Source organism: Streptomyces sp. NPDC001903, assembly GCF_042891345.1.
In the GTDB taxonomy this organism is placed as follows: Bacteria; Actinomycetota; Actinomycetes; order Streptomycetales; family Streptomycetaceae; genus Streptomyces.
On record NZ_JBIASZ010000036.1, the window covers coordinates 1 to 25,712 of the forward strand.

Genomic DNA, 25,712 nt, shown 5'->3' on the forward strand with positions numbered 1-25,712 from the left:
CTTCTGGCCGGCGGGGTCCGGCACGCGCGCTCGCCGCGTTGTCGTCGGTCGACGACGCGAGCGTCGCCTCTCTCCTCCGCCTTGCGATCACACGCGCCAGACCCCGCCGGCCCCGCCCTCACGGGCGGACGAAGCTACTTTGACGACACCCCCTGGCGCAGGAACGCCCGGTCGCTGTCCGTGAAGGAGTCCAGCGGGGCGGCGGCGCGCAGGACCACGTCGAGCGCGCGCTGCGGATCGCAGACGTACGTGCCGCTGGCCCACGCGGCGTTGGCCTCGATCACCGACCAGCGGCCGTCCGCCACACCGACGTCGACCACGATCGCGGACGGGAGGGTGTCGAACGGCAGCCGCTCGGCGAAGGCGACCGCTTCGGCGGCCGCCGGGCCGGGGCTCAGACGGCCGTCCTCGGCGTAGCGGCTCGCGGTGTGCACGGCGCCGTCGAGGAGGTGCATCCGGTATTCGGCCGTGAAGCGCGTGACATCGCTGACCAGCACCTCGGTCTCCGGGTCCACGGCGTCCGGGCCGGGGAGGCGGGAGCCGTCGGCATAGACGAGGGCCGGGATCGACTTGTCGTTGGGCGACTTCACGAAGACGGGCCGGCGCAGTGCGTAGGCCTCGCGGATCGGCACCAGGCGGACCTCCCGGCCGGTGAACTCGCGGGGCAGCCGCGCCAGCCAGTCGGCCGGGGCCTCCAGCAGCCCGATCCCGAGCCGCGCCGCCACGGCATCGGCGAACGCCGGACCGGCGTGCAGATGCCGTGCCCGCAGGCCGTCGGGCACGGCGAAGGACTCCAGCCGTACGGTGCCCAGCCCGCGTGCGCGGGCGGCGTCCCGGAGCCGGGCGGCGGAGTCGGTGATGCGGGGCGGCAGGATCAGGGTCACCGGGCAGACCCTGCCAGGCGCCCCGGCGGACGGCACGCGGTTTTCCGCGGCGCGGGGTGCCGGGAGCGCGGCAGGCATTCGGGTGGCCCGGGGCGAATCCGGCCACCTCCGGGGTGCCGGACCGGCGGGCCCCGCCGGGCGGTGGCTAGCGTGGAGCCCATGACGCTCCAAAGCGACCGCGCGGACGCGGCCGACGCAGCCGACGCAGCCGGCGGAGCCGGCGTGGAAGCCCGGATCCGGGGAGTGCTCCAGGCCGCGGATCCCGACGCGCTCTGGGCGGTCGGCGGGCCGGACGGGCTGCACGCGGGATCGGCGGAGGAATCCCCGGCCCGCGAGGTCGGCGGGCTGCTGCCCGTACTCGCCCTGTGGCCCGTGATCGGGAGCCTGGTGGCCGAGGAGGCCCTCCGGCTGCACACCCCCCTCGCGGCGTACGGGGTGGAAGCCGCCCCCGGGACCACCACGCACCACCTGCTGAGCCACTCCACCGGCCCCGAGGCCCACGACACCCTCACCCGCCTCGCCGAGCACCTCACCGGCAGTCCCCTCGCCGAACTCGCCGCCACCCGGATCTGGCACCCCCTCGGCATGACCGGCACCGGCTTCGCCGACGGCGCCCTGCACGCGCCCCCGGCCGACCTCGTCCGCTTCCTGAGCCACCTCCTCTCCCCGGCGGAGCACCCCCTCACCCGTGCCTGGATCACCGACTCCCTGCGCATCCGCACCGGCGAGCTGACCCCGGCCCGCGGCCTCCTGTGGCACCCGGCCCCCCACGGGACCTGGTCCTACGGCGAAACCCCGACGGTCTGGCTCTCCCCCCGCCTCCACCGCTGGGCCCTCCTCCACCCCGCCCACCCCGCGGGCCCCCTCCGCACGCCCTTCCGTGAAGCGGCCTTCGCGCCGGCTCCGGCCGGGGGCCCGGCGTAGCCCGGATGCTGATCGAACGGGGGGTGCCGGCCGGTGCGGCCGTGGCGCTCGGCCGGCAGCTGCGATCGCCCCGGGCGCCGGGGGATGACGGCTTCGCCTCCTGCCTTTCCGCCGCTCTCGGCGCGGCCGCGCCGCCCGCCGGGTCGGATCCGCCCGGGTAGTGCTCGGGGCGCGGGTGTCGCGGGGCCGACGTACGGTGAGGGCGATGTCACCGACCGTTGGTTTCCGGCCGCGCGCGGAGGTACCCGGATGCGCACGCTTCACGAGGCCGCCCCGGACGTCCTGCCGGAGGACCTCGCCCCGGCGGCACGACCCCTGGGAGGTGGTGCGGCCATGACCGGTCCCGGTACGACCCAGTCCGCCGTGTCGCGCGGGCAGCAGACACGGGCCGGCCGCGCCGGGGCCGTCCGCTTCGCGGCCGGCCGCGCGCTCCCGCTCCTCGTCCGCGGCCGCGGCTCCGGCGGCGCCCGTCCGGCCTTCTCGGCCGATGCGCTGCGCGCCCTGCGGGCCCGCCACGGCGGTGCCCCGGTACTCGTGCGCGGGCTGTCCGGAGCCGTACTCGTCCTGCTCGACCGGCAGGAACTGCGGCAGTTCTACGAAACCGAGCCCGTCGCCGCTCTGTCGCCCGGACCCGACGCGGTCCGCCCCTGCGCCGCGGTCCGCGCCGTCGTCGCCGAGGAGGCCCGGCACCTCACCGCCGCCGCCACCCTCGACCTGGCCCGCGCCCGGCAGGCCGTGGCCCGCGCGGCCCGCCGGATCGTACTCGGCGACGGCGCGGCCGCTGCGGCCGGTGCGGCGGCCGCAGCGGCCGCGGGCGGCGGGCAACCCGCCGGCCTGTTCGGCCGGCTCCGCCGCCGCGGCGCGGCCGACGGAGGGCACACCCTGCTCGGGCGCTCCGCCGCCTGCGCCGACCGCGAGGAACAGGCCCTGCGGGCCATGGACGGCATCCCCGCCACGATGCTGCGCACCCTGCTCCTGCTCGCCGCCCACCCCGCCGAACTGGACGCCGCGGCCGCAGAAGCCGCCGGAAGCACCGCCGCCGGGGAACTGCCCCGGCTGCGGGCCTGCGTACGGGAGTGCCTGCGCCTGTACCCGGCGGTGCCCGACCTGGTCCGCGTCACCCGTACCGAGACCGAGTGGCGGGGCGTACGCCACCCCGCCGGCACCACCGTCCTGCTGCCCGCCCACTTCCACCAGCGCGACCCGGAGCACGTGCCGGCCGCGCACGTCTTCGTACCGGGCCGGTGGAAGACCCCCGGCGCGGACGAGGACATCCGGATGGCCCCCTTCGGCCACGGCCCGGGCCGCTGCCCGGGCGACCGGCTCGGCCTGCTGATCACCACCGCGCTGTGCGCCGAAGTCCTGCGCCGACGGCGGATCACGGCCACCCGGCCGGTGCTCGACCCGCCGGGACCGCTGCCCGTGGCACTGGACCCGCGCGGCATCCGGCTCACCCTCACCCGACGCTGACGCCCCCGTCGGCGAAGCCCCCTCCCCAACGACATCCCGCGAGGATTCCATGTCCGACGCCGCGACCTCCGCGCCCACCGACCCGGAAGCCGAGCTGCTCGACGCCCTGTGCCGCGAGCTCGCCGAGGCCGCCGACGCCGTCGGCGAAGCCGCCCGGCACGCCTCCGAACTGGCCCTCGGCACCCGGCTCCCGGCCGCCGCCCTGGGTCGCCGCCGCACCGGCTCCCGGCACGGCTGGCGCACCCTGCTGCGCACCCTCACCGACCCGGCGGGCCTGGGCTGGGCCCCGCGCGGCCGGGGTGTGGCCCGGGCCGGCTGGTTCGCCGGGATCCTCACCGGCCGCGAGAGCCTCGCCGTCAGCCTCGCCGTCTGCGGACTCAAGGCCCGCATCCGGGCGGCGAGCACGGAGCGGCCCGATCTGCTGGAGGACCCCGACTGCGCGGCCATCCTGCGGGCCGTGGACGAGGACCGGCAGGCGGCGGCGGTCAGGGTGTTCCGCCGGCTGATGCGGGACCGGGGCGCCGAGCGGGCGTTCGCGCTGCTCTCCCCGTCCTTCGCCGACCTGTTCGCCTGGAACGCGCTGACCGACGCGAACCCCTTCAACGACCACGCGGGCTGGCAGGTGGCCACCGGCCGGGCCGTGCCCGCGGAACCGCTGCTCGGACTCGGCGCCGCCGTCCGGGCGTTCTTCGACCGAGACCGGGACCGGGACCGGGACCGAGACCGGGACCGGTGCCGCGACCGCGATCAGGGGCAGCGCCCCGCCCCCGCCGCCCCGCACCAGGGCTGCGTCCACACCATCGGGCTGCTCGGCACCGGCGGCATCCTCCTCGTCCAGCCGTGGCGCAGCCGGTGAACGCCGCCCCCCGGCTCCGGCCCTGCCCGCCGGACCCGGCCGACGGCCTGCGCGGCCACTCCGCGGCCCTGCGCACCCATGCGCTCCGGCTGCGCGCGGCAGCCGAAGCGCTGGTCTGGCAGGGCCCGCGGGCCGACGCGTTCCGCGCCGAGGTCGCCGCCCTGGCCGACCGCTGCGCCACCGCCGCGAACGGCCTCGCCGCGGCCGCCGACCAGTTGGAGGACGGCGGCCGCAAGAGGGAGCTAGAGGACCAGTGACAGGAGCAGGACGAAGCCCAGCCCGACCACGGAGATGATGGTCTCCATCACCGACCAGGTCTTGATCGTCTGTCCGACCGTCATCCCGAAGTACTCCTTGACCAGCCAGAATCCGGCGTCGTTGACGTGGCTGAAGAACAGCGAGCCGGATCCGATCGCCAGCACCAGCAGTGCCGTCTCCGTGGTGGACATGCCCGCGGCGAGCGGGGCGACCAGTCCCGCCGCCGAGATCGTGGCGACGGTCGCCGAGCCCGTCGCGAGCCGGATGGCCACGGCGATGAGCCAGGCCAGCAGCAGGGCCGATATCGACCAGCCCTCCGACAGGTCCAGGATCATCCGGCCGACGCCGGCGTCGATGAGGGTCTGCTTGAAGCCCCCGCCCGCGCCCACGATGAGCAGGATGCCCGCGATCGGGGCCAGCGACTTCTCCACCGTCGTCGAGAGCCGCTCCTTGGTGAACCCGGCCGCCCGGCCGAGGGTGAACATGCCCACCAGCACCGCCGCGAGGAGTGCGATCAGCGGGGAACCCGCGACGTCCGTGACCCGCTGCAGGCCGCTCGCCGGATCGTCGACAACGATGTCAACAAGCGCCTTGACCAGCATCAGCGCGACCGGCAGCAGCACGGTGAACACCGTGGCCCCGAACCGGGGGCGGTGCTCCAGCTCCGCCGAGGGCCGCTGCGGGATCATGTTCTCGGGGGCCGGGATGTCCACCCAGCGGGCCGCGAACCGGGAGAACAGCGGACCGGCGATGATCACGGTCGGGATCGCCACCACCACGCCGAGCGCGAGGGTCACGCCGAGGTTCGCGTGCAGCGCGTCGATGGCGACGAGCGGGCCGGGGTGCGGCGGGATCAGCCCGTGCATCACGGACAGGCCGGCCAGCGCCGGGATGCCGATCCGCATCAGCGAGTAGTTGCCGCGCTTGGCCACCAGCAGCACCACCGGGATCAGCAGCACGATGCCGACCTCGAAGAAGAGCGGCAGTCCGATCACCGAGGCGATCAGCACCATGGCCCAGGGCATCGCCCGGCCCTTGGCCTTGGCCAGGATGGTGTCGACGATCTCGTCCGCGCCGCCCGAGTCCGCGAGCAGCCGGCCGAGGATCGCGCCGAGCGCGATCAGTACGCCGACCCCCGCGACCGTGGCGCCGAGCCCGGCCGTGAAACTCGCGATGGTCTTGTCCAGCGGGGCGCCCGCGAACACTCCGAGGGCGAGCGAGCCGACCGTCAGCGCCAGGAAGGCGTGCAGCTTGAGGCGGGTGATGAGCAGGACGATGACGGCGATACCCGCGAGGACGGCCATGCCCAGCTGGGTGTTCCCGGCCGACGTGATCGGGGCGGGCGCGGCCGCTGCCAGTATCTCGACGCTGAGACCTGTCACGGTGGGGGTTCCTCAGTTCTCTCGGGAGGGAGCGGCGGCCGGGCGGACGCCGGGCAGCGCGGACAGCGCCGCCAGGGCCCGCCCGGTGATCTCCTCGGGTGATCCGGACACGTCGACGACGACGCCGAGTTCGTCCTGCCGGAGCGGCTCCAGCGTGGCGAACTGCGAGTCCAGCAGCGCGGTCGGCATGAAGTGGCCCGTACGCGCCGCCATGCGCCGCTCGATCAGCGGGCGCTCGCCGGTCAGGTGCACGAACACCGCGTCGGGCGCGGCGGTGCGCAGCCGGTCGCGGTACGCGCGCTTGAGCGCCGACGAGGCCACCACCGCGCCCTGCCCGGCCGGCCGGGCGCTGATCCAGGCGCCGATGGCGTCCAGCCAGGGCCGGCGGTCGGCGTCGTCCAGCGGGATGCCGGCGGACATCTTGGCGACGTTCGCCGCCGGGTGGAACGCGTCGCCCTCCACGTACGGAAGGCCGAGCGCGTCCGCGAGCAGCCGGCCCACGGTCGTCTTGCCCGTGCCTGCCACGCCCATCACCACCAGCACGCGCTGGGTGCCGCTCACCTCGTACCTCGCTGTCTTCGTCGACATCGGTTCGTGCGCCCTCACTGAAACCTATTAAGTAGTACTTATTCAAGAGTCTGACGGCAAAACATCACATCTTTTGTCCGCCGAGGGGTCACCGTACGCTTACGCCATGACCACAGAAGGCCAGGGACTCCACTCCCACGTGCTGGACACCCTCGGCCTCGCCATCACCGCGGGCGAGCACCCGCCCGGCAGCGTCCTGCGCACCGACGAGATCGCGGAGCGCTTCGACGCCTCGCGCACCGTGGTCCGCGAGGTCGTCCGGGTCCTCGAGTCCATGCAGCTGGTCGAGTCCCGCCGCCGGGTCGGCGTCACCGTGCGCCCCGCCGAGGAATGGAACGTCTACGACCCGCGCGTCATCCGCTGGCGCCTCGCCGGCGCCGACCGCCCCCGCCAGCTGCGCTCACTGACCGTGCTGCGCTCCGCGATCGAGCCGGTCGCGGCCGGCCTCGCCGCCGCCCGGGCCACCCCCGGCCAGTGCGCCGCGCTCACCGAGGCCGCCCTCGGGATGGTCAGCACCTCGCGCGGCCACCAGCTCGACGCGTACCTGCGCCACGACATCGACTTCCACCGGATCGTGCTGAACGCCTCCGGCAACGAGATGTTCGCCCGGCTCGGCGACGTCGTCGCCGAGGTCCTGACCGGCCGTACGCAGCACGCCGTGATGTTCCCCGACCCCGACCCCGCCGCCGTCACCCTCCACGTCCAAGTCGCCGAGGCGGTACGGGAGGGCGACGCGGAGCGTGCCGAGTCCCTGACCCGGCAGATCGCGGTGGGCGCCCTGGAGGAACTCGACGTCCTCGCCCCGGCGCCCACCTCCCCGTGACGCTGCTACTGCTGGAACGGGCTCAAGAAGCCGTCCCCACGGGCGCGGTCTCGAAGCCCGCGTAGTAGGCGGCGGCCATGTCCTCCTCGGCGTGGCCCCCCGCCGCCGCGCGCCGCATGCGGGCTCCCGTGGCCCGGGCCAGGTCGACCGCGACCCCCGCGCCGTCCGCCGCCTCCGCGATCAGGCCGGTGTCCTTCTCGGCGCCGTACACCGTGAAACTGGGCGCGAAGTCCCGTTCCAGGACGGCCTTCATCTTCGCCTGGAGGTACGGGTTGTCCATCGGGCCGCCGGTCAGTGCCTGCGCGAACAGGCCCGGATCCACCCCCAGCCCCTCCGCCAGCGCGAGGGCCTCGCCGACCGCCGCCGTCAACGTGATCGCGTACCCGACCGTGGTCAGCTTCAGCCGGGTCGCGGCCCCCGCCTCCGCCCCGGCCCACAGCGTCTTGGCGCCCACCGCGTCGAACACCGGGCCCAGCCGCGGATCGGCCGGGCCGGAGGCCAGTACGACCAGCGTCCCGGCCTCGGCCGGCTGCCGGGTGCCCTGCACCGGGGCGTCCACGAACACCAGGCCGTGCTCCCGGGCGAAGCCGGCCAGTTCGTCGAGCGCGACCACGCCGACCGTGCTCATCTGCGCCCACACCTGCCCCGCGCGCAGCCCCGGCGCGGCGGCGGCCATCGCCTGCGCCACGGCCGCGCCGTCCGTCAGCATGGTCAGCACCACATCCGCCCCGGCGACCGCCTCGGCCGGGGTGTCCACGACCACCGCGCCTTCCGCGGCCAGCGGTTCGGCCCTCTCCCGGGTCCGGTTCCACACCCGCAGCCCCAACCCGGCCCGCAACAGGTTCCGCCCCATCCCCGAGCCCATGATCCCGGTGCCCAGCAGCGCGACAGTGTTCACGGCGTCACTTCCCTTCCGGATACGTCCAGTCCGTCCAGTCTGGGCGCCGCACCCCGCCCGGCGGGTCATCCCACGCCCGGCGCCCGCGGGCCCGGCGCGATCCGGAGGGCGCGGCCTAGCCTTCGGCGGCCGCCGTGCGCGGGGTCGTCTGCTGGACCGCCCAGCCGTTGCCGTCCGGGTCGGAGAAGTAGACGAACGAGCCCCACGGCATGTCCTGGATCTCCGTCACCTCGATGCCCCGGCCGCGCAGGTCCTCGTACGCCTCCTCGATGTCGGCGACGACGACCTGCATGTTGTCCAGGGAGCCCGGGGCCATCCGGGTGAGCCCCTTGCCCAGGGCGATCGAGCAGGCCGATCCCGGCGGGGTCAGCTGCACGAAGCGGATGTCCTCGCTCACGGTGACGTCGTGGTCGGCGTGGAAGCCGACCCGCTCGTAGAAGGCCTTGGCCCGGTCGACATCGGTGACGGGGACGGCGACCAGCTCCAGCTTGATGTCCATCGGTGCTCCACGTGCTCCACGGTCGGTGCTCGGCGGCGGCCCGCCGCTCGCGGGCCCTCCGGCATCATGCGCCCGCAGCCGGTACGGCGCCGCCCGGAGCGGCCTGCGATGCCGCGTCCCCCGCCGCGAACTGGGTCCGGTACAGCTCCTCGTACCGCCCGCCCGCGGCCAGCAGATCCCGGTGCGTACCGCGCTCCACGATCCGGCCCTCCTCGACGACCAGGATCAGGTCGGCCGCCTGCACGGTCGACAGCCGGTGCGCGATCACCACCGCGGTCCGGCCCGCCAGCGCCTCGCCCAGGGCTTCCTGGACCGCCGCCTCCGAAGTGGAGTCCAGGTGCGCCGTCGCCTCGTCCAGGATCACCACCCGCTGCCGTGCCAGCAGCAGCCTCGCGATGGTCAGCCGCTGGCGCTCGCCGCCCGAGAGGCGGTAGCCGCGCTCGCCGACCACCGTGTCCAGTCCGTCCGGCAGCGAGGCGACCAGCCCGTCCAGCCGCGAGCGGCGCAGGGCCTCCCAGACCTCCTCCTCGCTCGCCTCCGGCCGCGCCAGCAGCAGGTTGGACCGCACCGACTCGTGGAAGAGGTGCCCGTCCTGGGTGACCATGCCGAGCGTCTCCCGGATCGAGTCGGCCGTGAGGTCGCGTACGTCGATCCCGCCCAGGCGGACGGCGCCCGCGTCGGCGTCGTACAGCCGCGGCAGCAGCTGCGCGATGGTCGACTTGCCGGCGCCGGACGAGCCGACGAGGGCGACCATCTGCCCGGGCTCGGCGCGGAAGGACACCTCGTGCAGGACCTGCGTACCGCCCCGGGCGTCGAGGACGGCGACCTCCTCCAGGGAGGCGAGCGAGACCTTGTCGGGGGAGGGGTAGCCGAAGGAGACCCGGTCGAACTCCACGGCCACCGGCCCCTCCGGCACCCGGCGGGCGTCCGGCTTCCGCTCGATGAGCGGCTTCAGGTCGAGGATCTCGAAGACCCGCTCGAAGCTCACCAGCGCGCTCATCACCTCGACGCGGGCGCCGGCGAGCGAGGTCAGCGGGGCGTACAGCCGGGTGAGCAGCAGGGCGAGGGCGACGACGTTGCCGGCGTCGAGGGTCCCGCGCAGGGCGTAGTGGCCGCCGAGCCCGTAGACGAGGGCGAGCGCGAGGGCCGAGACCAGCGTGAGCGCGGTGATGAACGCGGACTGGGCCATCGCCGTACGGATCCCGATGTCCCGTACCCGCGCCGCCCGCGCCGCGAACTCGGCCGACTCGTCGGCGGGCCGCCCGAAGAGCTTGACGAGGGTGGCGCCGGGTGCGGAGAAACGCTCCGTCATCTGCGTGCCCATCGCCGCGTTCAGCGTCGAGGCCTCCCGCTGCATGGCGGCCATCCGCACGCCCATGCGGCGGGCCGGCAGGACGAACACCGGCAGCAGGACGAGGGCCAGCAGGGTGATCTGCCAGGAGATGCCCAGCATCACGGCCAGCGTGAGCACCAGGGTCACCGTGTTGGCGACCACCCCCGACAGGGTGTTGCTGAACGCCCGCTGGGCGCCGATCACGTCGTTGTTGAGCCGGCTGACCAGAGCGCCGGTGCGGGTACGGGTGAAGAAGGCGACCGGCATCCGCTGCACGTGGTCGAAGACGGCCGTGCGCAGGTCCAGGATCAGCCCCTCCCCGAGGGTGGCCGACAGCTTGCGCGTGAGCAGCCCGAGCCCCGCCTCCGCGACCGCGATCACCGCGATGAGCAGCGCGAGCCGGGTGACCGAGCCGCTGTCCCTGCCGTCCACGATGGCGGTGACCACCCGGCTGGCGAGGACCGGGGTGGCCACCGCGAGCAGCGCGGTCACCACGCTGAGCAGCAGGAAGAGGGTGAGCCCGCGGCGGTGCGGGCGGGCGAATGCGGCGACCCGGCGCAGGCTCGCCCGGGAGAGCGGGCGCCGGTCCTGCTGGGCGTTCATCGCGCTGTGCAGCGATGTCCAGGCGGTGACTTCCATGTCCATGCGGGGAACGCTAAGACCTCAACCAAACTTTAGGTCAATGTATTGGCCGGATCGGTACCGAACCCCCGCTCGTACGGGGGATGTTCGGCATCCTGTGGACTGTCGGCGGGGGGTGTCATCATCGGGGAATGACCCAGGGATCGACGCAGGGATCGACGCAGGAACCAGGGCCCGATCGCTCCGGTCGGACGACCGCCGACACCGTCTTGCACCTGTTCGGGCGACGGGCGCGGGACACTCCGCGGGCGTACGCCGTCATCGCCGGCGCGGACAGTCTCACCTACGCGCAACTGGACGTCCGCGCAAACCAGTTGGCGCACCACCTCATAGCCGACGGACTGCCGTCCGGCGCCGTCGTGGCCATCGGGACCGCCCGCCGGACCGAGATCGTCGTCGCCCTCCTGGCCGCCCTCAAGGCCGGCGGGGCCTATGCCGTCATCGACGTCGAGGTCCCGTTCACCGCGCAGCGGCAGCTCGCCGCCCTCACGCCGTACGTCCTGCTCACCGACGCCGCGCACCACGCCCGGCTGGACGACGGCAGCGGGCTGCGGGTGATCCGCCTCGGTGCGGAGGCGGCCGCGATATCCGGCCGGCCCACCGAAGCGCCGGAGCGGCCCGAGCCCGGAGGGACGGCCGCCGTCCTGTTCACCGGAGCGGCGTTCCCGCGCGCCGTCCCCGTCGGGCACGCCCGGCTGCTCGCCGCCCACGAGAGCTGGGCCGAGGTCATCCGGCCGCTCCCCGAGGACCGCCACCTGATCACCCACGGCCCGGACCTCACCGCCTTCGCCGCCGGTTGGACCCGCGCCCTGTGCTCCGGCGGCGCCCTCGTGGTGCCCGAGCGCGCGCCCTGGACGCCCGACGGGATCCGCCGGGCCGTCGAGACCGAGCAGGTCAGCGTGGTGCACACCGACCCCGCGGGTGCGACCCGGCTGCTCCTGCGCGATCCCGCGGCCGCCGCCCGACCCGGCGAGGGATCCGCGGAGGGAGGCGGCGCGCGCGGACGACGCGAGGGGGACCCGGCCCTTCGGTCCCTGCGCCTGGTCACGGTCACCGGCGACCGGCTCTTCCTCGACGAGCAGGACGCCCTGCACAGCAGGCTCAGGGCGGGCGCCCGGCTGCTGAACGCGTACGGGCTCACCGAGACGGCGGGCACCGGCACCTGGTTCGAACTTCCCCAACTGCCCCGCCCGTTGGACGAACCCGAGCAGCTCTCCCTGATCGGCACCCCCTTCCCCGGCTGCCGGGCGGACGTCCGCGACGGGGAGCTGCGCCTCACCCCGCCCGAGGGCGGTGACGCGATCCCCACCGGCGATCTCGCGGAGCTCCGCCCCGACGGGCTGCTGGAGTTCCGCGGCCGGCTGCGGGACCGGATCGCCACGGCCGACGGCGCGTTCGACCCGCACGGCATCGAAGCCGTCATCCGCAGCCACCAGGACATCGGCGCCGCGCTGGTGGCCGAGGTCCCGGACGGGCCCAGCGGTGCACGGCGGCTGATCGCCCATGTGGCACCGCCCGCCGACGCGCAGTCCCGGCCCCCGGCCGTCGACCTGCCGGACGGCGGTCAGCTGCGCGAACACCTCGCGGGGAAGCTGCCCCGAACGCAGGTACCGCACGCCGTGATCCGGCTGCGCACCCTGCCCCGCAACCGCGGCGGCCAGGAGAACCGGCAGGCCCTGCCCCAGCCCGTGCTCACGGGGAAGCCGGGCCAGGGCGGCGCGGGGGGCTCCGGGAAGTACACGGCCGCCGGCGGCGGCACCCCCACACCGCTCGGGATCATCGGCTGCGGCATTGCCTTCCTCGTCGGCACCGGCCTGTTCTTCCTCCTCCTCTCGAAGATCTTCTGGCCGGGCTCGACCGACCTCGGCGGCGTGCCCAACCCGTGGGCCTTCCTCTTCTTCGTGCTCTACCTCTTCGAGGGAGCCTCGTTCGCCGCCGGGCTGGTGTTCCTCTTCGGCGGCCGCGCGATGATGCTGCGCCACGGCCCGGGCGGGAGCCCCGGCCTCACCACGGCCGCGCACCTGGCGGTGGTCTACCTGCTGATCGCCTGGTGGCCGCAGGACAACTTCTACCGGCTCGCGGCCAAGCACGACTGGCCGGTGCAGGCCGCGCTCGTCTACGTGTTCAACATCCCGCTGATGATCGCGGCCGTCGTCCTCGCCTTCCACGTCACCCGCAAACCGTCCTCGCCCTTCGACTTCTACGAAGTCGGGGACCCGGGCGGCCCCTCCGCCCGCTGATCCCCGGTGAACGCCGCCCCCACGGCGAGCGCCTCCGCCCGTACCAGTGCCTCGGCCGCGTCCAGCACCTCCCTGCCGTGCGCGGCCACCAGCACGCCCAGCCAGGGCGCGGGATCGAAGGCGCCCGTCGGGATCGCGGGGAGGAAGACCGCCCCGAGTTCCGCGCAGCCCCGCTCCAGCACCTCGCACAGTTCGTCGAGGGCGGCCTCGGGCAGCCTGGCCCCGAGCTCCACCCGGTCCGCGATCCGTACGAAATGCCCGGCGCCGCGCAGCGCGTCGAGCCGGGCCGCCACCATGAAGGCGATGGACGGCCCGGTGAGCCGCAGGTTCGTCTCGGTCGGCGCCAGCCGCCCCGCCCCGTCGGCGACGAAGTCCACGTCGAACCAGCCCCGGTAGCCGGCGGCCGACAGCTCCCGGCCCACCGCCTCCCCGAACGCGAGCAGCGGTTCCTCCGCCCACGCGGGCACCACCCCGGGGCCGACCGTCGCTCCGCGGTAGCCGGCGCCCGCCACGTCCATCACGGCGCCGCCCACCTCGTGCACCCGGCCCGCCTCGTCCACGAACCCGTCGTACGTCAGGTCCCGCGGTTCCCCCGGTCCGGCCGGGCCGGACACGTACTCCTCCACCAGCAGGGGCCCGCGCGGGAGGGTGCGCAGCACGGCGCGGGCGCTGCCCGCGGCGCGTACCCGGTCGGGGCCCACCACGGTGGTGCCCGAACCGCCGACACCGTGCTCCGACTTCAGCACCGTGCTCTCGCCCGCCTTGGCCCGCGCGGCCAGCAGTCTGGCCGCCGCCCGCCGGGTGGGGGCCGGCCACTGCCCGGGGAGCAGGATCCGCGGGTGCCCGCCGCCCGCCAGGATCCGGCCGAACAGCCCGTGCGCCGCCGACTTGGACTCGTACCGCAGGTCGCGGGGCTGCCACGGCCGCCCGGCCAGCCGGGCGAAGCCCGCCGTCCGCCCCCACGGTACGAGGGGCAGCCCGGCCGAGGTGAGCCGCCCGGCCAGCGCCGGCCTGGCCCGTACGGCATCCGACAACCCGCCAACCGACAACCCGGCATCCGGCGGCCCGGCAGCGGCCGGCAGCCCCGAACCCCCGTCCGCCAGGCCGTCGTACACCTCCACCCCCTCCCATTCCAGGAGGCGCCCGACCTGCCGGAGCCAGCCCGCGGGCACCGCCGCGGGCAGGACCAGCGCCCCCGGCCAGGGACTGTAGAAGGCGGCCAGGCAGGCGTAGTGGCGGGCGGCCCGCTGCTCGCGGTTCAGGGAGGCGTCGGCGAACTGGGCGTTGTACTCGGCGACGTTGCCCACGTGCACGGCGGGTCCGCCGCCCGTCCAGGCGCGCGCCCAGTCGGCGAGCGGCGCGGGCGCCGCCTCGAACCGCACCAGCCCGGCGGGCGGTTCGTCGTCGGCGCCGGCGTCGCCGTCGGCGCCGGCCGGGCGCGAACCGGACGGACCCAGCGCGCCCATCGCCCGGTAGAACCCCGCCGCGTGCGGATCGGCGTCGACGAGCAGCCTGCGGAAGCCAAGCCCGGCGGCCCGGCGCAGCGCGTCCCGGTAGAGCCGCCGCCCCACGCCCCGGCCGATGGCCTCCGGCTCCACGAACAGCAGCCCCAGCCGGGCCGCCGGCGGCGCCCCCTCCACGGAGGCCAGTCCCAGCACCCGGCCGCCGGCCGCCTCCTCCGCCACCACGATGCGGCGGTCCGCCACCTCCGCGGCCCGGATGCGCAGTTCCGGCTCGCACGAGGCCAGGAACGCGGCGTCGTACCCCCAGTACGCCTTGGAGCGGAGCACGAGAGCGGTGAGTTCCTCCGCCTCACCGGGCCGCGCCGCCCTGAGCTTTACCATTCCCTGACCTCCCCATGGCCCGCCGCGAGGCCGTGCGATAGATTCGGCCACCCTGAGCCCCCCTGACGGGAGGTGTCCCGTCACGTACGGCAGGTCCTTCCTACCCCCGCGGAGAACGGCTTCTCAATGAGCGACATCATCAACGGACTCGGCCGCACCAGCGCCTACGGCGCCCTCGGCCTGGTCCTGCTGATCCTCGGCATCGTCCTGGTGGACGTGCTGACGCCCGGGAAGCTCCCCAAGCAGATCTGGGAGGAGCGCAACCGGAACGCGGCCGTCATGCTGAGCTCCGCGCTCCTGGGCGTCGGCGGGATCGTCTTCACCTCGATCTGGACCACCTACGACGACTTCGGCAAGGGGCTGCTGTCCACCGCCGCGTTCGGCCTGCTGGGCCTGGTCCTGATGGGTCTCGCCTTCCTGGTGCTGGACTGGGTGACCCCCGGCAAGCTGGGCGCGATCGTCGTCGACCCGGAGCCGCACCCGGCGGTGTGGGTCACGGCCTCCTGCAACCTGGCGGTGGCCGCCATCGTCGCCGCCTCGATCGCCTGAACCGCCCGCCCGCCACGCGGACATGACGAGAGCGCCGCCCCCCGCGGGGAGCGGCGCTCTCGTCTCTCCTCGCCCGTCTCGTCACCGCACGGGCCGGGTACGGGTGCTACGCGAGCCCCAGCGCGAACACCGCGAACCCGGCCGCAAGCACCCCCGCGAGCGTGCGCCGCACCGCCGTGGCCCGGGTCCACGGCTCCTCGAACCGGCGCGCGTACCGGGCGATGCACACCAGCAGCACCGCGAACACCGGCATCCACGCCAGCCGTGCCGCGATCCAGCCGAGACTGTCCGGCGCCGTCGTCAGACCCGTCAGCCCGCCGAAGAACGAACCGGGAACGGCCGCCGCCAGCATGGCGCTCTGGTGCCAGCACAGGATCGTCATCGCGCACAGGTTGACCACGACCACCGGGGCCCACAGCGCCGGCCGGGCGAGCAGCCTCGCCAGCCGGTCGCGCAGCAGCATCGCCGCCCCCGACTGCGCCGCGGCCAGGGCCGGCACCAGCAGCGACGGCGGGTGCGAGTTGGTCCGCGCCTCGCCCGGCACGCCCACCATCGAGGCCGGGTAGTGGAACACCGCCAGCAGCGCCGCGAACAGCAGGGTCCCGCCCGCCAGCAGCAGCCAGGCGCCGCGCCTGCCGATCCGCCCCTCACCCCACGACACGCCCAGCTGGTACGCGAACAGCCAGCCCGGCAGGATGTTCACCACCGCCAGCCAGGAGGGCACGGACTCGGCGAACGGTCCGTACCGCAGGAAGTCCACCACCGCGACCGAGGCGAGCAGCGGGGCCGCCGCCCAGTCGCCGAGCCGGCGCGCCGCCCGTACGCAGTACGGGGTCAGCGCGGTCACCACCACGTACACCCCGACGAACCACAGCGGCTGGATCACCAGCGTGGCACCCGTGCGCAGCGTGGCCTCGGGCACGCCCGCCGCGTACAGCACCGGCGCGGCCAGCGCCCACACCGCCGTGACCCCGAGCACCGGCCGTCCCAGCCGGGCGATCCTGCCCCGCAGCCACTCCCCGGCGGACCCCTTGCGGCGGTGGTAGGACAGCACCGAGGCGTAGCCGCCGACCAGGAAGAAGATGCCGAGCATCTGGAGCACCCAGCCGGCCGGGGCCAGAGCGCCGAAGGCGGAGAGCGGGCTGGCGTTGTGCAGGCCGCCCTCCGCGTCGAGGGTGAAGCCCCCGAGCAGCCAGTGCCCGGTCGGCACGGCCAGCAGGGCCAGGGCGCGCAGCCCGTCGACGGCCCGGTCGCGGTGGACGGGGGTCTGCCGCTCGATGCGGTCGGCGGCCTTCCTCAGCCGGACCAGCGTGCTCATCGGACCTCTCCCTTCGCGATCGCGGCGAAGGCCGCCAGGGACTGGGTTCCGGGTACGAGGTATCCGGTGTGGCCGTGCACGTCGGCGGCGGGCACCTTGCGGGCGCCGAAGTCGGCGGAGGTCGGATCGGTGCCGTGGCCGATGCCCGCGAACTCCACGTTCGGCACGTCGCCGATCCAGTCGGAGGGGCCCCGGGCCGCCCAGACGCGGGCGCGGGTGTGCAGATCGGCGGCGGTGTCGGCGCGCATGCCGGGGGAGCCGAACACCACGATGTCGCCGGCGTCCGTACGCCCGGCGGCGAGGCCCCCGACCACCGAGCCGTAGCTGTGGCAGAACAGCACCGGGTCGGGTGCGCCGACCGCGTCGAGCCCCGCCGTGAACCGGGCCAGCCGGTCGGCGCCCGCCTCGGCGAGCCGCCCGGAGGCCGCGTCCAGACCGACTCCGACGGGGGTGGTGTAGCCGGCCCAGGCCACCACCGCGGTGTCCGGGCCGGCCGCGGCGTGCAGGGAGCGGGCCATCCCGGCCGGCCCGGTGTTCGGCGCGCGCTTCGCGTCGTACGTGGTGGCGTCGCTGTCCGAACCCGGCACGATGACCGAGACGTGCGCGGCCCGCCCCAGATTCCCGAAGACCTCGGCGACCTGGCCGCGCCCGCGCGGATCGAAGGCCAGGATCTGACGGCCCGGGGAGGCGAGCGAGGCGTAGCGCGCCTCGCCCGTCGCGAGGACGGCCAGCCGGTTGGCCTCGTACCTGAGGGTGACCGGGGCGCCGTCGAGGTTGCCCACCACCAGCGGGTGGCGGCGTACGAGCTCCTGCCGTGCGGAGTCGTCCAGCCCGGCGAAGAACCGGGCCACGTCCCGCGGCGAGGCGCTCGCCGGGTCGGGCAGCGACCGGCCGGACGCGGTGTCGGCCCGCCAGGCGGCGGTGCCGGGCGGCGGTCCGGTGACCGCCCGCTGGCTGTCGCCGGAGGCCCATCCCGCGGTCCCCCCGACCACAGCCACGGCCAGTGCGGCGGTGGCCAGGGTCCTTCCGAAGCGGCGCATGCCCCTTCTCCTCTCCTCGTGACGAGGAGGAAGGTAAGGAGAAGGTGTCGAAGCGGACGTCGGACCGTGGAGCCAAGTCGGATGTCATACCCCGGTAGGGGGTGGAGGAGAAGCCGGTCCGTGGCGCGGGAAGTCAGTCCGAGTCGCCGGGCCGGACCAGCCCCGCCTCGTAGGCGAAGATCACGGCCTGGGCCCGGTCCCGCAGGTCCAGCTTGGCCAGCACCCGCCCGATGTGCGTCTTCACGGTCTGCTCGGCCAGCACCAGGTGCCCGGCGATCTCCTGGTTCGAGAGCCCGCGCGCGATCAGCTCCAGCACCTCGGTCTCCCGCGGGGTCAGCCCCTTCAGCCGCAGCGCCGGGTCCTTGCGCGGGGCGGGCCGCTGCTGGACGAAGTCCGCGATCAGCCGCCGGGTCACCGAGGGCGCCAGCAGCGCCTCGCCCGAGGCGACCACCCGGACCGCCGCGATCAGGTCGGCCGGCGGCGCGTCCTTCAACAGGAACCCGGAGGCGCCCGCGCGCAGCGCCTCGTACACGTAGTCGTCGATGTCGAAGGTGGTCAGCATCAGCACCTTCGGCCGGTGGACCACCCCCGGCGGCGGGCTGAGCAGTTCCCGGGCCGCCGCCAGCCCGTCCATCTCCGGCATGCGCACGTCCATCAGCACCACGTCCGGATGCGCGGTGCGCGAGACCTGCACCCCCTGCCGCCCGTCGGGGGCCTCGCCCACCACGTCGATGTCGGCCTGCGCCGACAGCAGGGCGGCGAACCCCGCCCGCACCATGGCCTGGTCGTCGACGATGATCACACGGATGGTCAACTGGGTTCCTCGGTCACGTCGTTCAAGGGCAGGCGGGCCGCGACCCGGAAGCCGCCGTCGGGCAGCGGACCGGTGTCCAGCGTCCCGCCCGTCAACCGTACGCGCTCCTGCATGCCGACCAGGCCGTGCCCGGTGCCCGAACCGCCCGGCTCCACCACCGCGTCCCGGGCCGCCGGGCCGTTCACCACGAGCACGAGGACCTCCCCGGCGTCGTGCGTCACCGAGACGCGGGTCTCGGCGCCCGGGGCGTGCCGCACCACGTTCGCCAGCGCCTCCTGCACGATCCGGTACGCCGACAGGTCCACGGCCGGCGGTGCCACCCGCTCCGCCCCGGCCGCGAGCGACAACTCCACCGGCTGCCCGGCCCGTACGGTCGCCTCCACCAGCTGCTGGATCCGGCCGATCCCCGGCTGCGGGGCCAGCGCACCCGAGCCGCCGGGCGCCGCGTCCCCGCCGTTCGCCGCGTCGCTGCGCAGCACCGTCAGCAGCCGCCGCATCTCGCCCAGCGACTCGCGCGCACTGGCCGCGATCGCCGCGAACTCCTCCTGCACCGGCTCCGGCATGCCGGGCAGCCGGTACGGCGCGGAATCCGCCTGCACGGTGATCACCGACATGTGGTGGGCCACCACGTCGTGCAGCTCCCGCGCGATCCGCGCCCGTTCCTCCAGCAGCGTCCGCCGTGCCCGCTCGGCCTCGCTGATGCTCTCCTGCTCGGCGACCCGCTGCTGGGCGTCGCCGATCCCGCGCAGCGCCCCGGTCACGGCGAGGAGGCTCCCGCTCAGCACGAAGAGCAGCGCGGCCGTGGTCGTCACCCCGTCGGGCTCGAAGAAGCCGAGCACCACCCCGACGGCGCCCGTCACCAGCCACACCCCGATCAGCGTCCGGATCGACTCGCGCAGCCCCAGGCAGACCATCAGCACCAGATAGCCGACGATGCACATCGGGGTCCACGGCCACGCGTGCCCCGCCACCCGGTCGGCGTGGGTCAGCACCACCGCCCCGACCGTGTCCGCGGCCAGCACCAGAGCCCACGCGGGCAGCGGCCGCGTCACCGCCAGCAGCAGCGGCACGGTCTGGGCCACGCCCAGCGCCCCCGCCCAGCCACCGCCCGCCTTGTAGTCGTTGGTCAGCACGGCGATGGTCGCGGGCAGCAGCGACACCACGAAGATGCCGGCCACGACGTACGGCAGCATCCGCTGCCAGGCCTTCGGCGCCCGCGCGAACAGGGGCTCCGCCGCCCGGGCGGGCGTGCGCAGCACCGCCGTGAACCGCAGCGGCGCCCGGGGACCCTCCGAGGGAGCCGGGGCGGGAGGGCGGGCTTCATCGCGATCGCTCATGATCGGTCCAGACTATGCGCCAGTGGTCTTCGAGCGGGGCAGGAGTACGCTGCTCGCGAATCGATCACAGGGGGATCCGGTACGCATGGGCACGGCAGCGGCACTCGAAAAGCTCGTACCGGTGCTGCTGGCCTTCGGCGGAGGCGTACTGCTCGCCCGCCGCAAGGCCGTCCCGGCCGAGGCCTCCAAGGCCTTCGCCGACTACGCCTTCCTCTTCGCCGTCCCCTGCTACCTCTTCGGCAACATCTACGGCAGCGACCTCGGCGCCCTCTTCGACTGGCACGCGATCGGCGCCTACGCCGCGGCCGCCGCCCTCGCCGTGCTCCTCATAGCCTTCGCCTCGGGCGTCCGCGGCCTACGGGACCCGCGTGACGTGGCGCTGCGCGTGATGGCCGGAGTCCAGGTGAACACCGCCTACTTCGCCGTCCCCGTGTTCATCACCTTCTTCGGGACGGCCGCGCCGATCTTCCCCGTCCTGCTCTTCCAGGTCTGCGTGCTCTCCCTCGTCGTCATCTCCATCATGGAGCTGGGCCGCGCCGGGCCGGCCGCGGGCGGCCCCGGGCAGCGGCTCTCGCGGGCCGTCGGCGCCTCGCTCGCCACCCCGGTGGTCCTGGCCTGCAACGCCGGCATCGTCCTCAACCTCCTCTCGGTGCACCTGCCTAAGGTGGTCCTGGAGGGCGCGGCCTTCGTCGGCGACAGCGCCTCCCCGATCGCCCTGTTCGCCCTCGGCCTGCACCTCGGCGGCGTAGGACTGGACGTCCGGGGCACCTCCCGCGAGGAGATGGCCCTCATCGCCTTCAAGTGCCTGGCCTTCCCCCTCCTGGCCTGGGCGGTGTGCGGTCTGCTGTTCGGCGTACGGGGGGAGTGGCTGACGTACCTCGTCCTGATCGCCGCGATGCCCACCCCGCAGAACCTGTTCGTCTTCGCCCAGCGCTACGACGTGGGCGTGGACCTCTCCGCCTCGCTGGTGATCAAGAGTTCGGTCGTGTCGCTCCTGTTGCTCCCCTTCTGGCTGCAGACTGTGGCCTCATGAGCACACCGATACGAACTGCGGCCGCGGGCACCGCCGTTGCCGCCGCCGGCTGGGGGCTGCTGGCCGCCTGGGCCGTGCACGACCTGGAGGAGGTGGCGACCGTGGGACGCTGGTCCCGCACCCGGGTCCCCGCACTCCGCGAGCGCCACCCCCGCGTCCCCGACCGCGTCTGGGACGTCCTGGGCAGCACCGACGGCCGGCAGTTCGCCCGCGCCGTCGGGGTGATGGGCGTCATCGTCGCCGCGGCGGCCGCCGACGGGCACCGCACGGGCGGCCGGTCCGCCTTCTACCAGACGAGCCTGAACGCCTTCGGCCTGCACGGCCTCGTCCACCTCGGGCAGGCGGCCGCCACCCGCGGCTACACCCCCGGCGTGGTCACCTCCCCGCTCCTCGTCGTCCCGTTCACCCTCTGGGCGCGCGGCCGGCTGCGCCGCGCCGGGGTGCTGCGGCCCGTAGGGGTGCGCGAAGTCGCGCAGGGGCTGGCCCTGGCCGCCGTGAGCGCGGCGGGAGCGCAGGCGGTGGCCCGCCGCCTGGGGTGAGCCCCGACGAGGTGAGCCCCGCCGGGGTGAGCCCCGCCGGGGAACCGGCGGCCCGCCGCTCGTTCCCCGCGGGGGCTTCGGTCGTTGACCCGGCATGGAGCTGCTGCCGACCATCGCGGCGCCGGGCGTCGGTGAACGGGCCGACGCCGCGGCCGATGCCGCCTGCCACCTCTACGACGCCGTCGCCCCCTGGAGCTCCGCCGAGCCCGGCGGGTGGAGCCGTACGGCGGCCGAGGACGCCGCCGAGACCATCGAGACCACCGCGCACGCGCTCGCGTACGCCCATCCGCGCGCCGAGGTCCTCCTGGCCCCGGTCCACGCCGCCCTCGCCGACCTGCGCCGCCAGCTCGGGCTCCCGCCCGCCGACCAGTTGACCGCCGACGGGATCCCCGCGACCCCGCGCACCGTGGGCAACCCGCGGCGCACCCGCTGGGTCCGGGTGCTCACCCCGCCTTTGCCCCGGCAACCGCCTGCTCGTACAACTTCTTGATCTCCGGGCCGAAGTACGAGCTGTACGAGGTGTCGGCGGTGTCCCCGCCGGTCTTCCAGCCGCCGATGACCCCGACGACGTCCCCGGTCTCGGTCACCTTGTCGTAGTTCTTCAGGAAGGGGCCGCCACTGGTGCCGCCCGGGTATCCGGTGCAGTCGATCCGCAGGAACGATCCGGGGATCCCCGGATCCTTGCTGGTGAACTTGGTCGTGCGGTTCACGCACAGCCGCGGGCGCGCGGCCGATGCCGGGTAGCCGACCAGCGACACCTTCGCGTGCTCGTAACCGGCGCCGGTGACCAGGCGGTTCCCGCCGACCACGTCCTCGACGGGGAACCCGTCGGCGTCCGGCCCGACCTGCGCGAAGGCCACGTCGAGCGTGGCCCCCTTGTCGGCGCCCAGGCTCTTGTAGCGCGGGTCGATCCACACCTTGGACTTGCCGTCCGCGGCCCGCAGCACCGGGAACATCCCGTACGGCTGCGGGTTGTCCGCCGTGTACAGCGGTACGAAGGCCACCTGGCGGGCGTCGGTGCCCAGCAGGCAGTGCGCCGCGCTGAGCACCAGGTCGCGGCCGGGGGAGGAGACCACGCTCGCGGTGCAGAAGTACGCGCCGCCGCCCTTCATCACGAACATCCGGCCGACGACCGGGATCCCGTCGAAGTCCTGCCCGGTGCCGGGGTCCGTGGCAGCGATCGCGGACGCGGGGGTCATGGGGGCCGCGGACGCCATGCGGTCGGCCGTCCAGAAGCTCGCCGCCTCGCGGGCGGACCACCGGCCGGGCGGCGGCATGGCGCTCCCGGCCTCGGCCACCGGAAGCGGTCCGGCCGGCAGCAGCAGGGCGGCCGTCGCCGCCGCCACGGTCAACGTACGTCGCATGTCGAGCTCCTCTAGATGGCCTGCGGGAAGCGGAACAGCCGGTCCGGGTCGTAGGCGCGCCGGACCTCTTCGAGGCGGGCGAGGTTCGGCCCGTAGTACGCCTCGCGCCAGCCGGGCAGTTTCGGATCGATGTAGTTCTGGTACGCGCGGCCGCCCGCCCAGGGGCGCAGGTCCTGCCACAGCCCGTCGAGCCAGCCCTGGTGCGCGGCCACCTGCGCGGGCGTGGCGGAGGCGGGCCAGTACGCGAGGTACTGGGTGAGGAAGGCACCGTCGCGGTGCACGAACGCGGTGTCGGCGGCGGCCGGCCGGTTCACGGCGCCGCCGAGCTCGCCGGTGAACTGGACGACTCCCAGGCCCCCGGCCGGCGCGCTCCTCCCGTAGCGGCGTACGGCGGCCAGCACCGCGGCGACACCCGCGTCGGGCAGCCCGGCCGCGCCCCAGATGTCGGAGCGCCCGCCGTACGAGTCCCGGCCGATGCCCCCCTCGGGGGTGCGGCCGGGCAGGGTGCCGGGCAGATGGCACTGCGCTGCGCTCTGCTCCGAACAGCCCGACATGGCCCGCAGGGTCTCCTCGTAGGTGCGCACGACGATCCAGCTGTCCCGTAGCGGCCGGCCGACCAGGTCGGACAGGCGGGTCAGCTGCCGCTCGAGCTCGGCGCGCCCGTCGAGGCACAGGACGCGTACGGCGGGGGCGGGGGCGGGGGCCGGGCCGCCTTCGACCAGGAACTCGACCTGGCTCCAGAAGGGGTCGGGGAGGGCGGCCAGCCAGCGCTGCCAGCCGCGCAGCAGGGCGGCGGAGTCGGCCTCGGGCCAGTGGAGTTCGGCGTAGGCGCAGTCGGCGGCCGGGTGGGTGCGGAAGCGGAACTGTGTGACCACGCCGAAGTTGCCGCCCCCGCCGCCGCGCAGGGCCCAGAACAGGTCCGGGTCACGGGTGGCGTCGACCTCGCGCACGACGCCGTCGGGGGTGACGACGGTGGCGCCGGTCAGGGCGTCGGAGGTGGTCCCGTGGGCGCGGGAGGCGAGGCCGAGCCCGCCGCCCAGGGTGAGTCCGGCGATCCCGACGGTGGGGCACAGCCCGGTCGGCACGGCGAGGTTCCGCTCGGCGAGGCTCCGGTTGACGTCGCCGAGCCGGGCCCCGGCGCCGATGCGTACGGCGGCCGCGCCTTCGACGGCGAGCCCCGCCATGGCGCCGACGTCGACCACGAGCCCGCCGGCGCAGGTGGACCAGCCGGCGTAGCCGTGGCCGCCGCTCCGCGGCACGACGGGGACGGCGGAGCGGCGGGCGAAGTCCAGGCAGACGGCCACGTCGGCGGCGTGCGCGGGGTAGGCCACCGCGCCCGGCGCGACGGTGTCGTACCGGGGCTGGAACAGCTGCCGGGCCTCGGCGTAGTCGGTGTCGCCCGCCGGCACCACCCGCCCGTCGATCCCGCGCGCGAGCGCCGCCCAATCGGGAGCGCGGGCGTGCGCGCCGTTGGCTCCGAGGGCGGCCAGCACGACTGCGGGTGCGGCGCCCAGCAACCGGCGGCGATGGAGGCTCATTCCTCCTTCCTGCCATCGCCCGGCCCGATCGCGGCGAAGGCGGGCCCAGGGGGAGGGCGCTGCCCCCCGAACGGCCCACGCCCCGGCGGGCGAAGCCGCCCACCCTGCGGAAGCCCCCTCGCGCGCGGCCGCGCGGCCCCGAATCGTCTCGGGCGCGGGGACCGACACGTACGGGTCTGTCGAAGGCGGGTCCGGGGGTGCCCGCGGGTGCCCGATCAGGCCGGTCGGCGAGGGGCGCAAGGGTATCGTTCGAACCCCTGGGCTGCGACGGGGGCGTGAGGTGAGTACGGTCTGCCCATGCAGATCGACGGAGCCGGCAGGCAGCAGCGGGGGCATGTTCTTCTCATAGCGGGCGACGCCGCCGTACGGCGGCGGGCCGTCCAGGTCGCGCCCAGCGCGAATCTGGCCGCGCTCGGAGTGCTGCCCGCATCCGTGCTGCTGAACAGCCACGCCCCCAGTGACACCACGTACCTCGACGGCGCCCGGGATCCCAACACCGTGCTGATGCGGCTGCGCGCCGCCGCGGCGACCCCGGGGCCGCTGCTCGTCTACCTCTCCGGGCGGCTCACGCTCGACCGCCGCGGGCACGGCCTGCACTTGGCGCTCGCGGGGACCACGGCCTCCACCGTCCGCTACACGGCCCTGCCCTGGGACTGGCTGGGGACCGAGCTCGCGGCCCGCACCACCGGCCCGACCACGGTGGTGCTCGACCTCGTCGCCGACAAATCCGCCTGGCCGGTGCTCCAGGAGTACGGGAGCCTGCCCGCCTCACCCTCCGCCGAGGTGTACGGGGTGGTCGTCCCGCCCGCCTTCGCCGGCGGGCCCCACCAGGTCAGCGCGTACACCCGGCACTGGATCGACCAGCTGCGCCGCAGCCCCACCCGCCCCACCAACCTCCAACTGCACGCCTTCGCCGTCGGAGCCGCCGCCCTGCCGCCCGGCACCCTCGTCCTGCCCGCCACGCGCGAACTCAGCGCCTCCACCGCCCCGCAGGCACCGCAGGAGCAGATTCCCGACCCGCGACCGCACATCCACGCCCTCGCCTCCGGCGGCCGGCACCAGGAGGCCGCCACCCTCGCCCAGGCCTGGGAGCAGCACGTCCTCCAGACCCACGGGCACACCTCGCCCGAGGCCACCCACTGGGCCGAGATCCGGGCCGACCTCGCCCGGATGGCGGGGAACTACCGCTCGGCGACCCAGCTCTGGATCAACGCGGGGCACACCCGCCTGGAGCACCAGCCGCCGGACGCCCCCGAGGTCCTCGCGGCCGCGGCGGGCGCCCTGTACTGCTGGACGCAGCTCAAGGACCAGGCGGCGGCCCGGGACTCCGGCCCCGAACTGGTCCGGCTGCTGCGGGCCTTGCCGAGCCTCGAACCGCGCCTCCTGCGGCTGACGCAGCACCGGCTGGAGGTGCTGGAGGGCAGCGTCGACGCCACGGCCTAGATGTATTGATCACGAGCGTTGTTGACACTGGGCGGGTCTTGAACATGGCGAAGACCTCCGGTGTGGTGGGAGCTGTCTAGGAACTCACCGCACGGA

At 75.0% G+C, this 25,712-nt stretch carries 24 protein-coding genes; 11 read left to right on the forward strand and 13 right to left on the reverse strand.

The window, feature by feature from the left end; all coding sequences use genetic code 11:
* Positions 1 to 134 precede the first annotated feature (134 nt).
* Positions 135 to 884, reverse strand: a complete 750-nt coding sequence (locus ACFYZS_RS39835) for an ATP-grasp domain-containing protein (RefSeq protein WP_389024300.1) — start codon at positions 882 to 884, stop codon at positions 135 to 137.
* A gap of 159 nt (positions 885 to 1,043) precedes the next feature.
* Between ACFYZS_RS39835 and ACFYZS_RS39840 the strand changes: the two genes are divergently transcribed.
* The 4 genes from ACFYZS_RS39840 (at position 1,044) to ACFYZS_RS39855 (ending at position 4,391) form a co-directional block, all read left to right on the forward strand.
* Complete coding sequence (locus ACFYZS_RS39840) at positions 1,044 to 1,808, forward strand: hypothetical protein (RefSeq protein WP_389024303.1); 765 nt, start codon at positions 1,044 to 1,046, stop codon at positions 1,806 to 1,808.
* A 249-nt stretch (positions 1,809 to 2,057) separates the two neighbouring features.
* Positions 2,058 to 3,278, forward strand: a complete 1,221-nt coding sequence (locus ACFYZS_RS39845) for a cytochrome P450 (protein ID WP_389024305.1) — start codon at positions 2,058 to 2,060, stop codon at positions 3,276 to 3,278.
* Positions 3,279 to 3,327: 49 nt separating this feature from the next.
* On the forward strand, positions 3,328 to 4,134 hold the full coding sequence (locus tag ACFYZS_RS39850) for a hypothetical protein (protein ID WP_389024307.1): 807 nt from the start codon (positions 3,328 to 3,330) through the stop codon (positions 4,132 to 4,134).
* Positions 4,131 to 4,391 carry a hypothetical protein gene (locus ACFYZS_RS39855; protein ID WP_389024310.1) on the forward strand — a complete coding sequence of 87 codons (261 nt, stop codon included), beginning with the start codon at positions 4,131 to 4,133 and terminating at the stop codon, positions 4,389 to 4,391. Before ACFYZS_RS39850 ends, ACFYZS_RS39855 begins: the two co-directional genes overlap by 4 nt.
* Here the strand turns inward: ACFYZS_RS39855 and ACFYZS_RS39860 are convergent.
* Both ACFYZS_RS39860 and ACFYZS_RS39865 read right to left on the reverse strand, forming a co-directional pair.
* Positions 4,377 to 5,774, reverse strand: coding sequence for a gluconate:H+ symporter (locus ACFYZS_RS39860; protein ID WP_389024313.1), 1,398 nt, complete (start codon positions 5,772 to 5,774; stop codon positions 4,377 to 4,379). The two genes, ACFYZS_RS39855 and ACFYZS_RS39860, sit on opposite strands and share 15 nt — an antisense overlap.
* 12 nt (positions 5,775 to 5,786) lie before the next feature.
* The gene (locus ACFYZS_RS39865) at positions 5,787 to 6,362 is read right to left on the reverse strand and encodes a gluconokinase (protein ID WP_389024316.1); all 576 of its coding nucleotides are present in this window, start codon (positions 6,360 to 6,362) and stop codon (positions 5,787 to 5,789) included.
* Positions 6,363 to 6,468: 106 nt separating this feature from the next.
* Here ACFYZS_RS39865 and ACFYZS_RS39870 point away from each other — a divergent pair, with 106 nt between their 5' ends.
* Positions 6,469 to 7,185 (forward strand): FadR/GntR family transcriptional regulator, encoded by a 717-nt coding sequence (locus tag ACFYZS_RS39870; RefSeq protein WP_389024318.1) that lies wholly within the window; start codon positions 6,469 to 6,471, stop codon positions 7,183 to 7,185.
* A 22-nt stretch (positions 7,186 to 7,207) separates the two neighbouring features.
* On the opposite strand, the gene ACFYZS_RS39875 is transcribed toward ACFYZS_RS39870, so the two are convergent.
* From ACFYZS_RS39875 to ACFYZS_RS39885, 3 genes are all read right to left on the reverse strand, one after another.
* On the reverse strand, positions 7,208 to 8,152 hold the full coding sequence (locus ACFYZS_RS39875) for an NAD(P)-dependent oxidoreductase (protein ID WP_389024321.1): 945 nt from the start codon (positions 8,150 to 8,152) through the stop codon (positions 7,208 to 7,210).
* 46 nt (positions 8,153 to 8,198) lie between these two features.
* The gene (locus ACFYZS_RS39880) at positions 8,199 to 8,582 is read right to left on the reverse strand and encodes a VOC family protein (RefSeq protein ID WP_389024324.1); all 384 of its coding nucleotides are present in this window, start codon (positions 8,580 to 8,582) and stop codon (positions 8,199 to 8,201) included.
* A gap of 64 nt (positions 8,583 to 8,646) precedes the next feature.
* A complete protein-coding gene (locus tag ACFYZS_RS39885; RefSeq protein ID WP_389024327.1) occupies positions 8,647 to 10,560 on the reverse strand; it encodes an ABC transporter ATP-binding protein in 1,914 nt (637 codons plus the stop codon).
* Between the two features lie 128 nt (positions 10,561 to 10,688).
* Here ACFYZS_RS39885 and ACFYZS_RS39890 point away from each other — a divergent pair, with 128 nt between their 5' ends.
* Positions 10,689 to 12,797 (forward strand): AMP-binding protein, encoded by a 2,109-nt coding sequence (locus ACFYZS_RS39890; protein WP_389024330.1) that lies wholly within the window; start codon positions 10,689 to 10,691, stop codon positions 12,795 to 12,797.
* Here ACFYZS_RS39890 and ACFYZS_RS39895 read toward each other — a convergent pair.
* Positions 12,758 to 14,641 carry a GNAT family N-acetyltransferase gene (locus ACFYZS_RS39895; RefSeq protein WP_389024333.1) on the reverse strand — a complete coding sequence of 628 codons (1,884 nt, stop codon included), beginning with the start codon at positions 14,639 to 14,641 and terminating at the stop codon, positions 12,758 to 12,760. The genes ACFYZS_RS39890 and ACFYZS_RS39895 overlap by 40 nt on opposite strands.
* A gap of 126 nt (positions 14,642 to 14,767) precedes the next feature.
* Between ACFYZS_RS39895 and ACFYZS_RS39900 the strand changes: the two genes are divergently transcribed.
* On the forward strand, positions 14,768 to 15,190 hold the full coding sequence (locus ACFYZS_RS39900; protein WP_030873439.1) for a DUF350 domain-containing protein: 423 nt from the start codon (positions 14,768 to 14,770) through the stop codon (positions 15,188 to 15,190).
* A gap of 106 nt (positions 15,191 to 15,296) precedes the next feature.
* Here ACFYZS_RS39900 and ACFYZS_RS39905 read toward each other — a convergent pair whose 3' ends face one another.
* From ACFYZS_RS39905 to ACFYZS_RS39920, 4 genes are all read right to left on the reverse strand, one after another.
* On the reverse strand, positions 15,297 to 16,508 hold the full coding sequence (locus ACFYZS_RS39905) for an acyltransferase (RefSeq protein WP_389024336.1): 1,212 nt from the start codon (positions 16,506 to 16,508) through the stop codon (positions 15,297 to 15,299).
* Positions 16,505 to 17,548, reverse strand: a complete 1,044-nt coding sequence (locus ACFYZS_RS39910; protein ID WP_389024338.1) for an alpha/beta hydrolase — start codon at positions 17,546 to 17,548, stop codon at positions 16,505 to 16,507. The genes ACFYZS_RS39905 and ACFYZS_RS39910 overlap by 4 nt, the downstream gene beginning before the upstream one ends.
* Before the next feature lie 133 nt (positions 17,549 to 17,681).
* Positions 17,682 to 18,362 carry a response regulator transcription factor gene (locus ACFYZS_RS39915; protein WP_327134710.1) on the reverse strand — a complete coding sequence of 227 codons (681 nt, stop codon included), beginning with the start codon at positions 18,360 to 18,362 and terminating at the stop codon, positions 17,682 to 17,684.
* Entirely contained in the window at positions 18,359 to 19,699 is a 1,341-nt protein-coding gene (locus tag ACFYZS_RS39920; protein ID WP_389024341.1) for a sensor histidine kinase, read from the reverse strand. The genes ACFYZS_RS39915 and ACFYZS_RS39920 overlap by 4 nt, the downstream gene beginning before the upstream one ends.
* Before the next feature lie 85 nt (positions 19,700 to 19,784).
* Between ACFYZS_RS39920 and ACFYZS_RS39925 the strand changes: the two genes are divergently transcribed.
* The 3 genes from ACFYZS_RS39925 (at position 19,785) to ACFYZS_RS39935 (ending at position 21,761) form a co-directional block, all read left to right on the forward strand.
* Positions 19,785 to 20,732, forward strand: coding sequence for an AEC family transporter (locus ACFYZS_RS39925; RefSeq protein WP_389024344.1), 948 nt, complete (start codon positions 19,785 to 19,787; stop codon positions 20,730 to 20,732).
* Positions 20,729 to 21,271, forward strand: coding sequence for an HXXEE domain-containing protein (locus ACFYZS_RS39930; RefSeq protein WP_389024347.1), 543 nt, complete (start codon positions 20,729 to 20,731; stop codon positions 21,269 to 21,271). Before ACFYZS_RS39925 ends, ACFYZS_RS39930 begins: the two co-directional genes overlap by 4 nt.
* 94 nt (positions 21,272 to 21,365) lie before the next feature.
* The gene (locus ACFYZS_RS39935; protein ID WP_389024350.1) at positions 21,366 to 21,761 is read left to right on the forward strand and encodes a hypothetical protein; all 396 of its coding nucleotides are present in this window, start codon (positions 21,366 to 21,368) and stop codon (positions 21,759 to 21,761) included.
* Here ACFYZS_RS39935 and ACFYZS_RS39940 read toward each other — a convergent pair.
* Positions 21,715 to 22,635, reverse strand: coding sequence for a serine protease (locus tag ACFYZS_RS39940; protein WP_389024352.1), 921 nt, complete (start codon positions 22,633 to 22,635; stop codon positions 21,715 to 21,717). The genes ACFYZS_RS39935 and ACFYZS_RS39940 overlap by 47 nt on opposite strands.
* Before the next feature lie 11 nt (positions 22,636 to 22,646).
* Positions 22,647 to 24,173, reverse strand: a complete 1,527-nt coding sequence (locus ACFYZS_RS39945; RefSeq protein ID WP_389024355.1) for an FAD-binding oxidoreductase — start codon at positions 24,171 to 24,173, stop codon at positions 22,647 to 22,649.
* Between the two features lie 297 nt (positions 24,174 to 24,470).
* Between ACFYZS_RS39945 and ACFYZS_RS39950 the strand changes: the two genes are divergently transcribed.
* Entirely contained in the window at positions 24,471 to 25,616 is a 1,146-nt protein-coding gene (locus ACFYZS_RS39950) for a hypothetical protein (RefSeq protein ID WP_389024358.1), read from the forward strand.
* The last annotated feature ends 96 nt before the right edge of the window (positions 25,617 to 25,712 follow it).

What these genes read in the sequence shown, in the direction of transcription:
- ACFYZS_RS39935 (WP_389024350.1), top strand. Translation starts at nt 21,366, where the DNA reads ATGGAGCTGCTGCCGACCATCGCGGCGCCGGGCGTCGGTGAACGGGCC.
- ACFYZS_RS39875 (WP_389024321.1), bottom strand. Translation starts at nt 8,152, where the DNA reads ATGACCCGCCGGGCGGGGTGCGGCGCCCAGACTGGACGGACTGGACGT.
- ACFYZS_RS39840 (WP_389024303.1), top strand. Translation starts at nt 1,044, where the DNA reads ATGACGCTCCAAAGCGACCGCGCGGACGCGGCCGACGCAGCCGACGCA.
- ACFYZS_RS39910 (WP_389024338.1), bottom strand. Translation starts at nt 17,548, where the DNA reads ATGCGCCGCTTCGGAAGGACCCTGGCCACCGCCGCACTGGCCGTGGCT.
- ACFYZS_RS39950 (WP_389024358.1), top strand. Translation starts at nt 24,471, where the DNA reads ATGCAGATCGACGGAGCCGGCAGGCAGCAGCGGGGGCATGTTCTTCTC.
- ACFYZS_RS39885 (WP_389024327.1), bottom strand. Translation starts at nt 10,560, where the DNA reads ATGGACATGGAAGTCACCGCCTGGACATCGCTGCACAGCGCGATGAAC.
- ACFYZS_RS39880 (WP_389024324.1), bottom strand. Translation starts at nt 8,582, where the DNA reads ATGGACATCAAGCTGGAGCTGGTCGCCGTCCCCGTCACCGATGTCGAC.
- ACFYZS_RS39945 (WP_389024355.1), bottom strand. Translation starts at nt 24,173, where the DNA reads ATGAGCCTCCATCGCCGCCGGTTGCTGGGCGCCGCACCCGCAGTCGTG.
- ACFYZS_RS39925 (WP_389024344.1), top strand. Translation starts at nt 19,785, where the DNA reads ATGGGCACGGCAGCGGCACTCGAAAAGCTCGTACCGGTGCTGCTGGCC.
- ACFYZS_RS39900 (WP_030873439.1), top strand. Translation starts at nt 14,768, where the DNA reads ATGAGCGACATCATCAACGGACTCGGCCGCACCAGCGCCTACGGCGCC.
- ACFYZS_RS39895 (WP_389024333.1), bottom strand. Translation starts at nt 14,641, where the DNA reads ATGGTAAAGCTCAGGGCGGCGCGGCCCGGTGAGGCGGAGGAACTCACC.
- ACFYZS_RS39870 (WP_389024318.1), top strand. Translation starts at nt 6,469, where the DNA reads ATGACCACAGAAGGCCAGGGACTCCACTCCCACGTGCTGGACACCCTC.
- ACFYZS_RS39940 (WP_389024352.1), bottom strand. Translation starts at nt 22,635, where the DNA reads ATGCGACGTACGTTGACCGTGGCGGCGGCGACGGCCGCCCTGCTGCTG.
- ACFYZS_RS39905 (WP_389024336.1), bottom strand. Translation starts at nt 16,508, where the DNA reads ATGAGCACGCTGGTCCGGCTGAGGAAGGCCGCCGACCGCATCGAGCGG.
- ACFYZS_RS39865 (WP_389024316.1), bottom strand. Translation starts at nt 6,362, where the DNA reads ATGTCGACGAAGACAGCGAGGTACGAGGTGAGCGGCACCCAGCGCGTG.
- ACFYZS_RS39930 (WP_389024347.1), top strand. Translation starts at nt 20,729, where the DNA reads ATGAGCACACCGATACGAACTGCGGCCGCGGGCACCGCCGTTGCCGCC.
- ACFYZS_RS39920 (WP_389024341.1), bottom strand. Translation starts at nt 19,699, where the DNA reads ATGAGCGATCGCGATGAAGCCCGCCCTCCCGCCCCGGCTCCCTCGGAG.
- ACFYZS_RS39890 (WP_389024330.1), top strand. Translation starts at nt 10,689, where the DNA reads ATGACCCAGGGATCGACGCAGGGATCGACGCAGGAACCAGGGCCCGAT.
- ACFYZS_RS39850 (WP_389024307.1), top strand. Translation starts at nt 3,328, where the DNA reads ATGTCCGACGCCGCGACCTCCGCGCCCACCGACCCGGAAGCCGAGCTG.
- ACFYZS_RS39845 (WP_389024305.1), top strand. Translation starts at nt 2,058, where the DNA reads ATGCGCACGCTTCACGAGGCCGCCCCGGACGTCCTGCCGGAGGACCTC.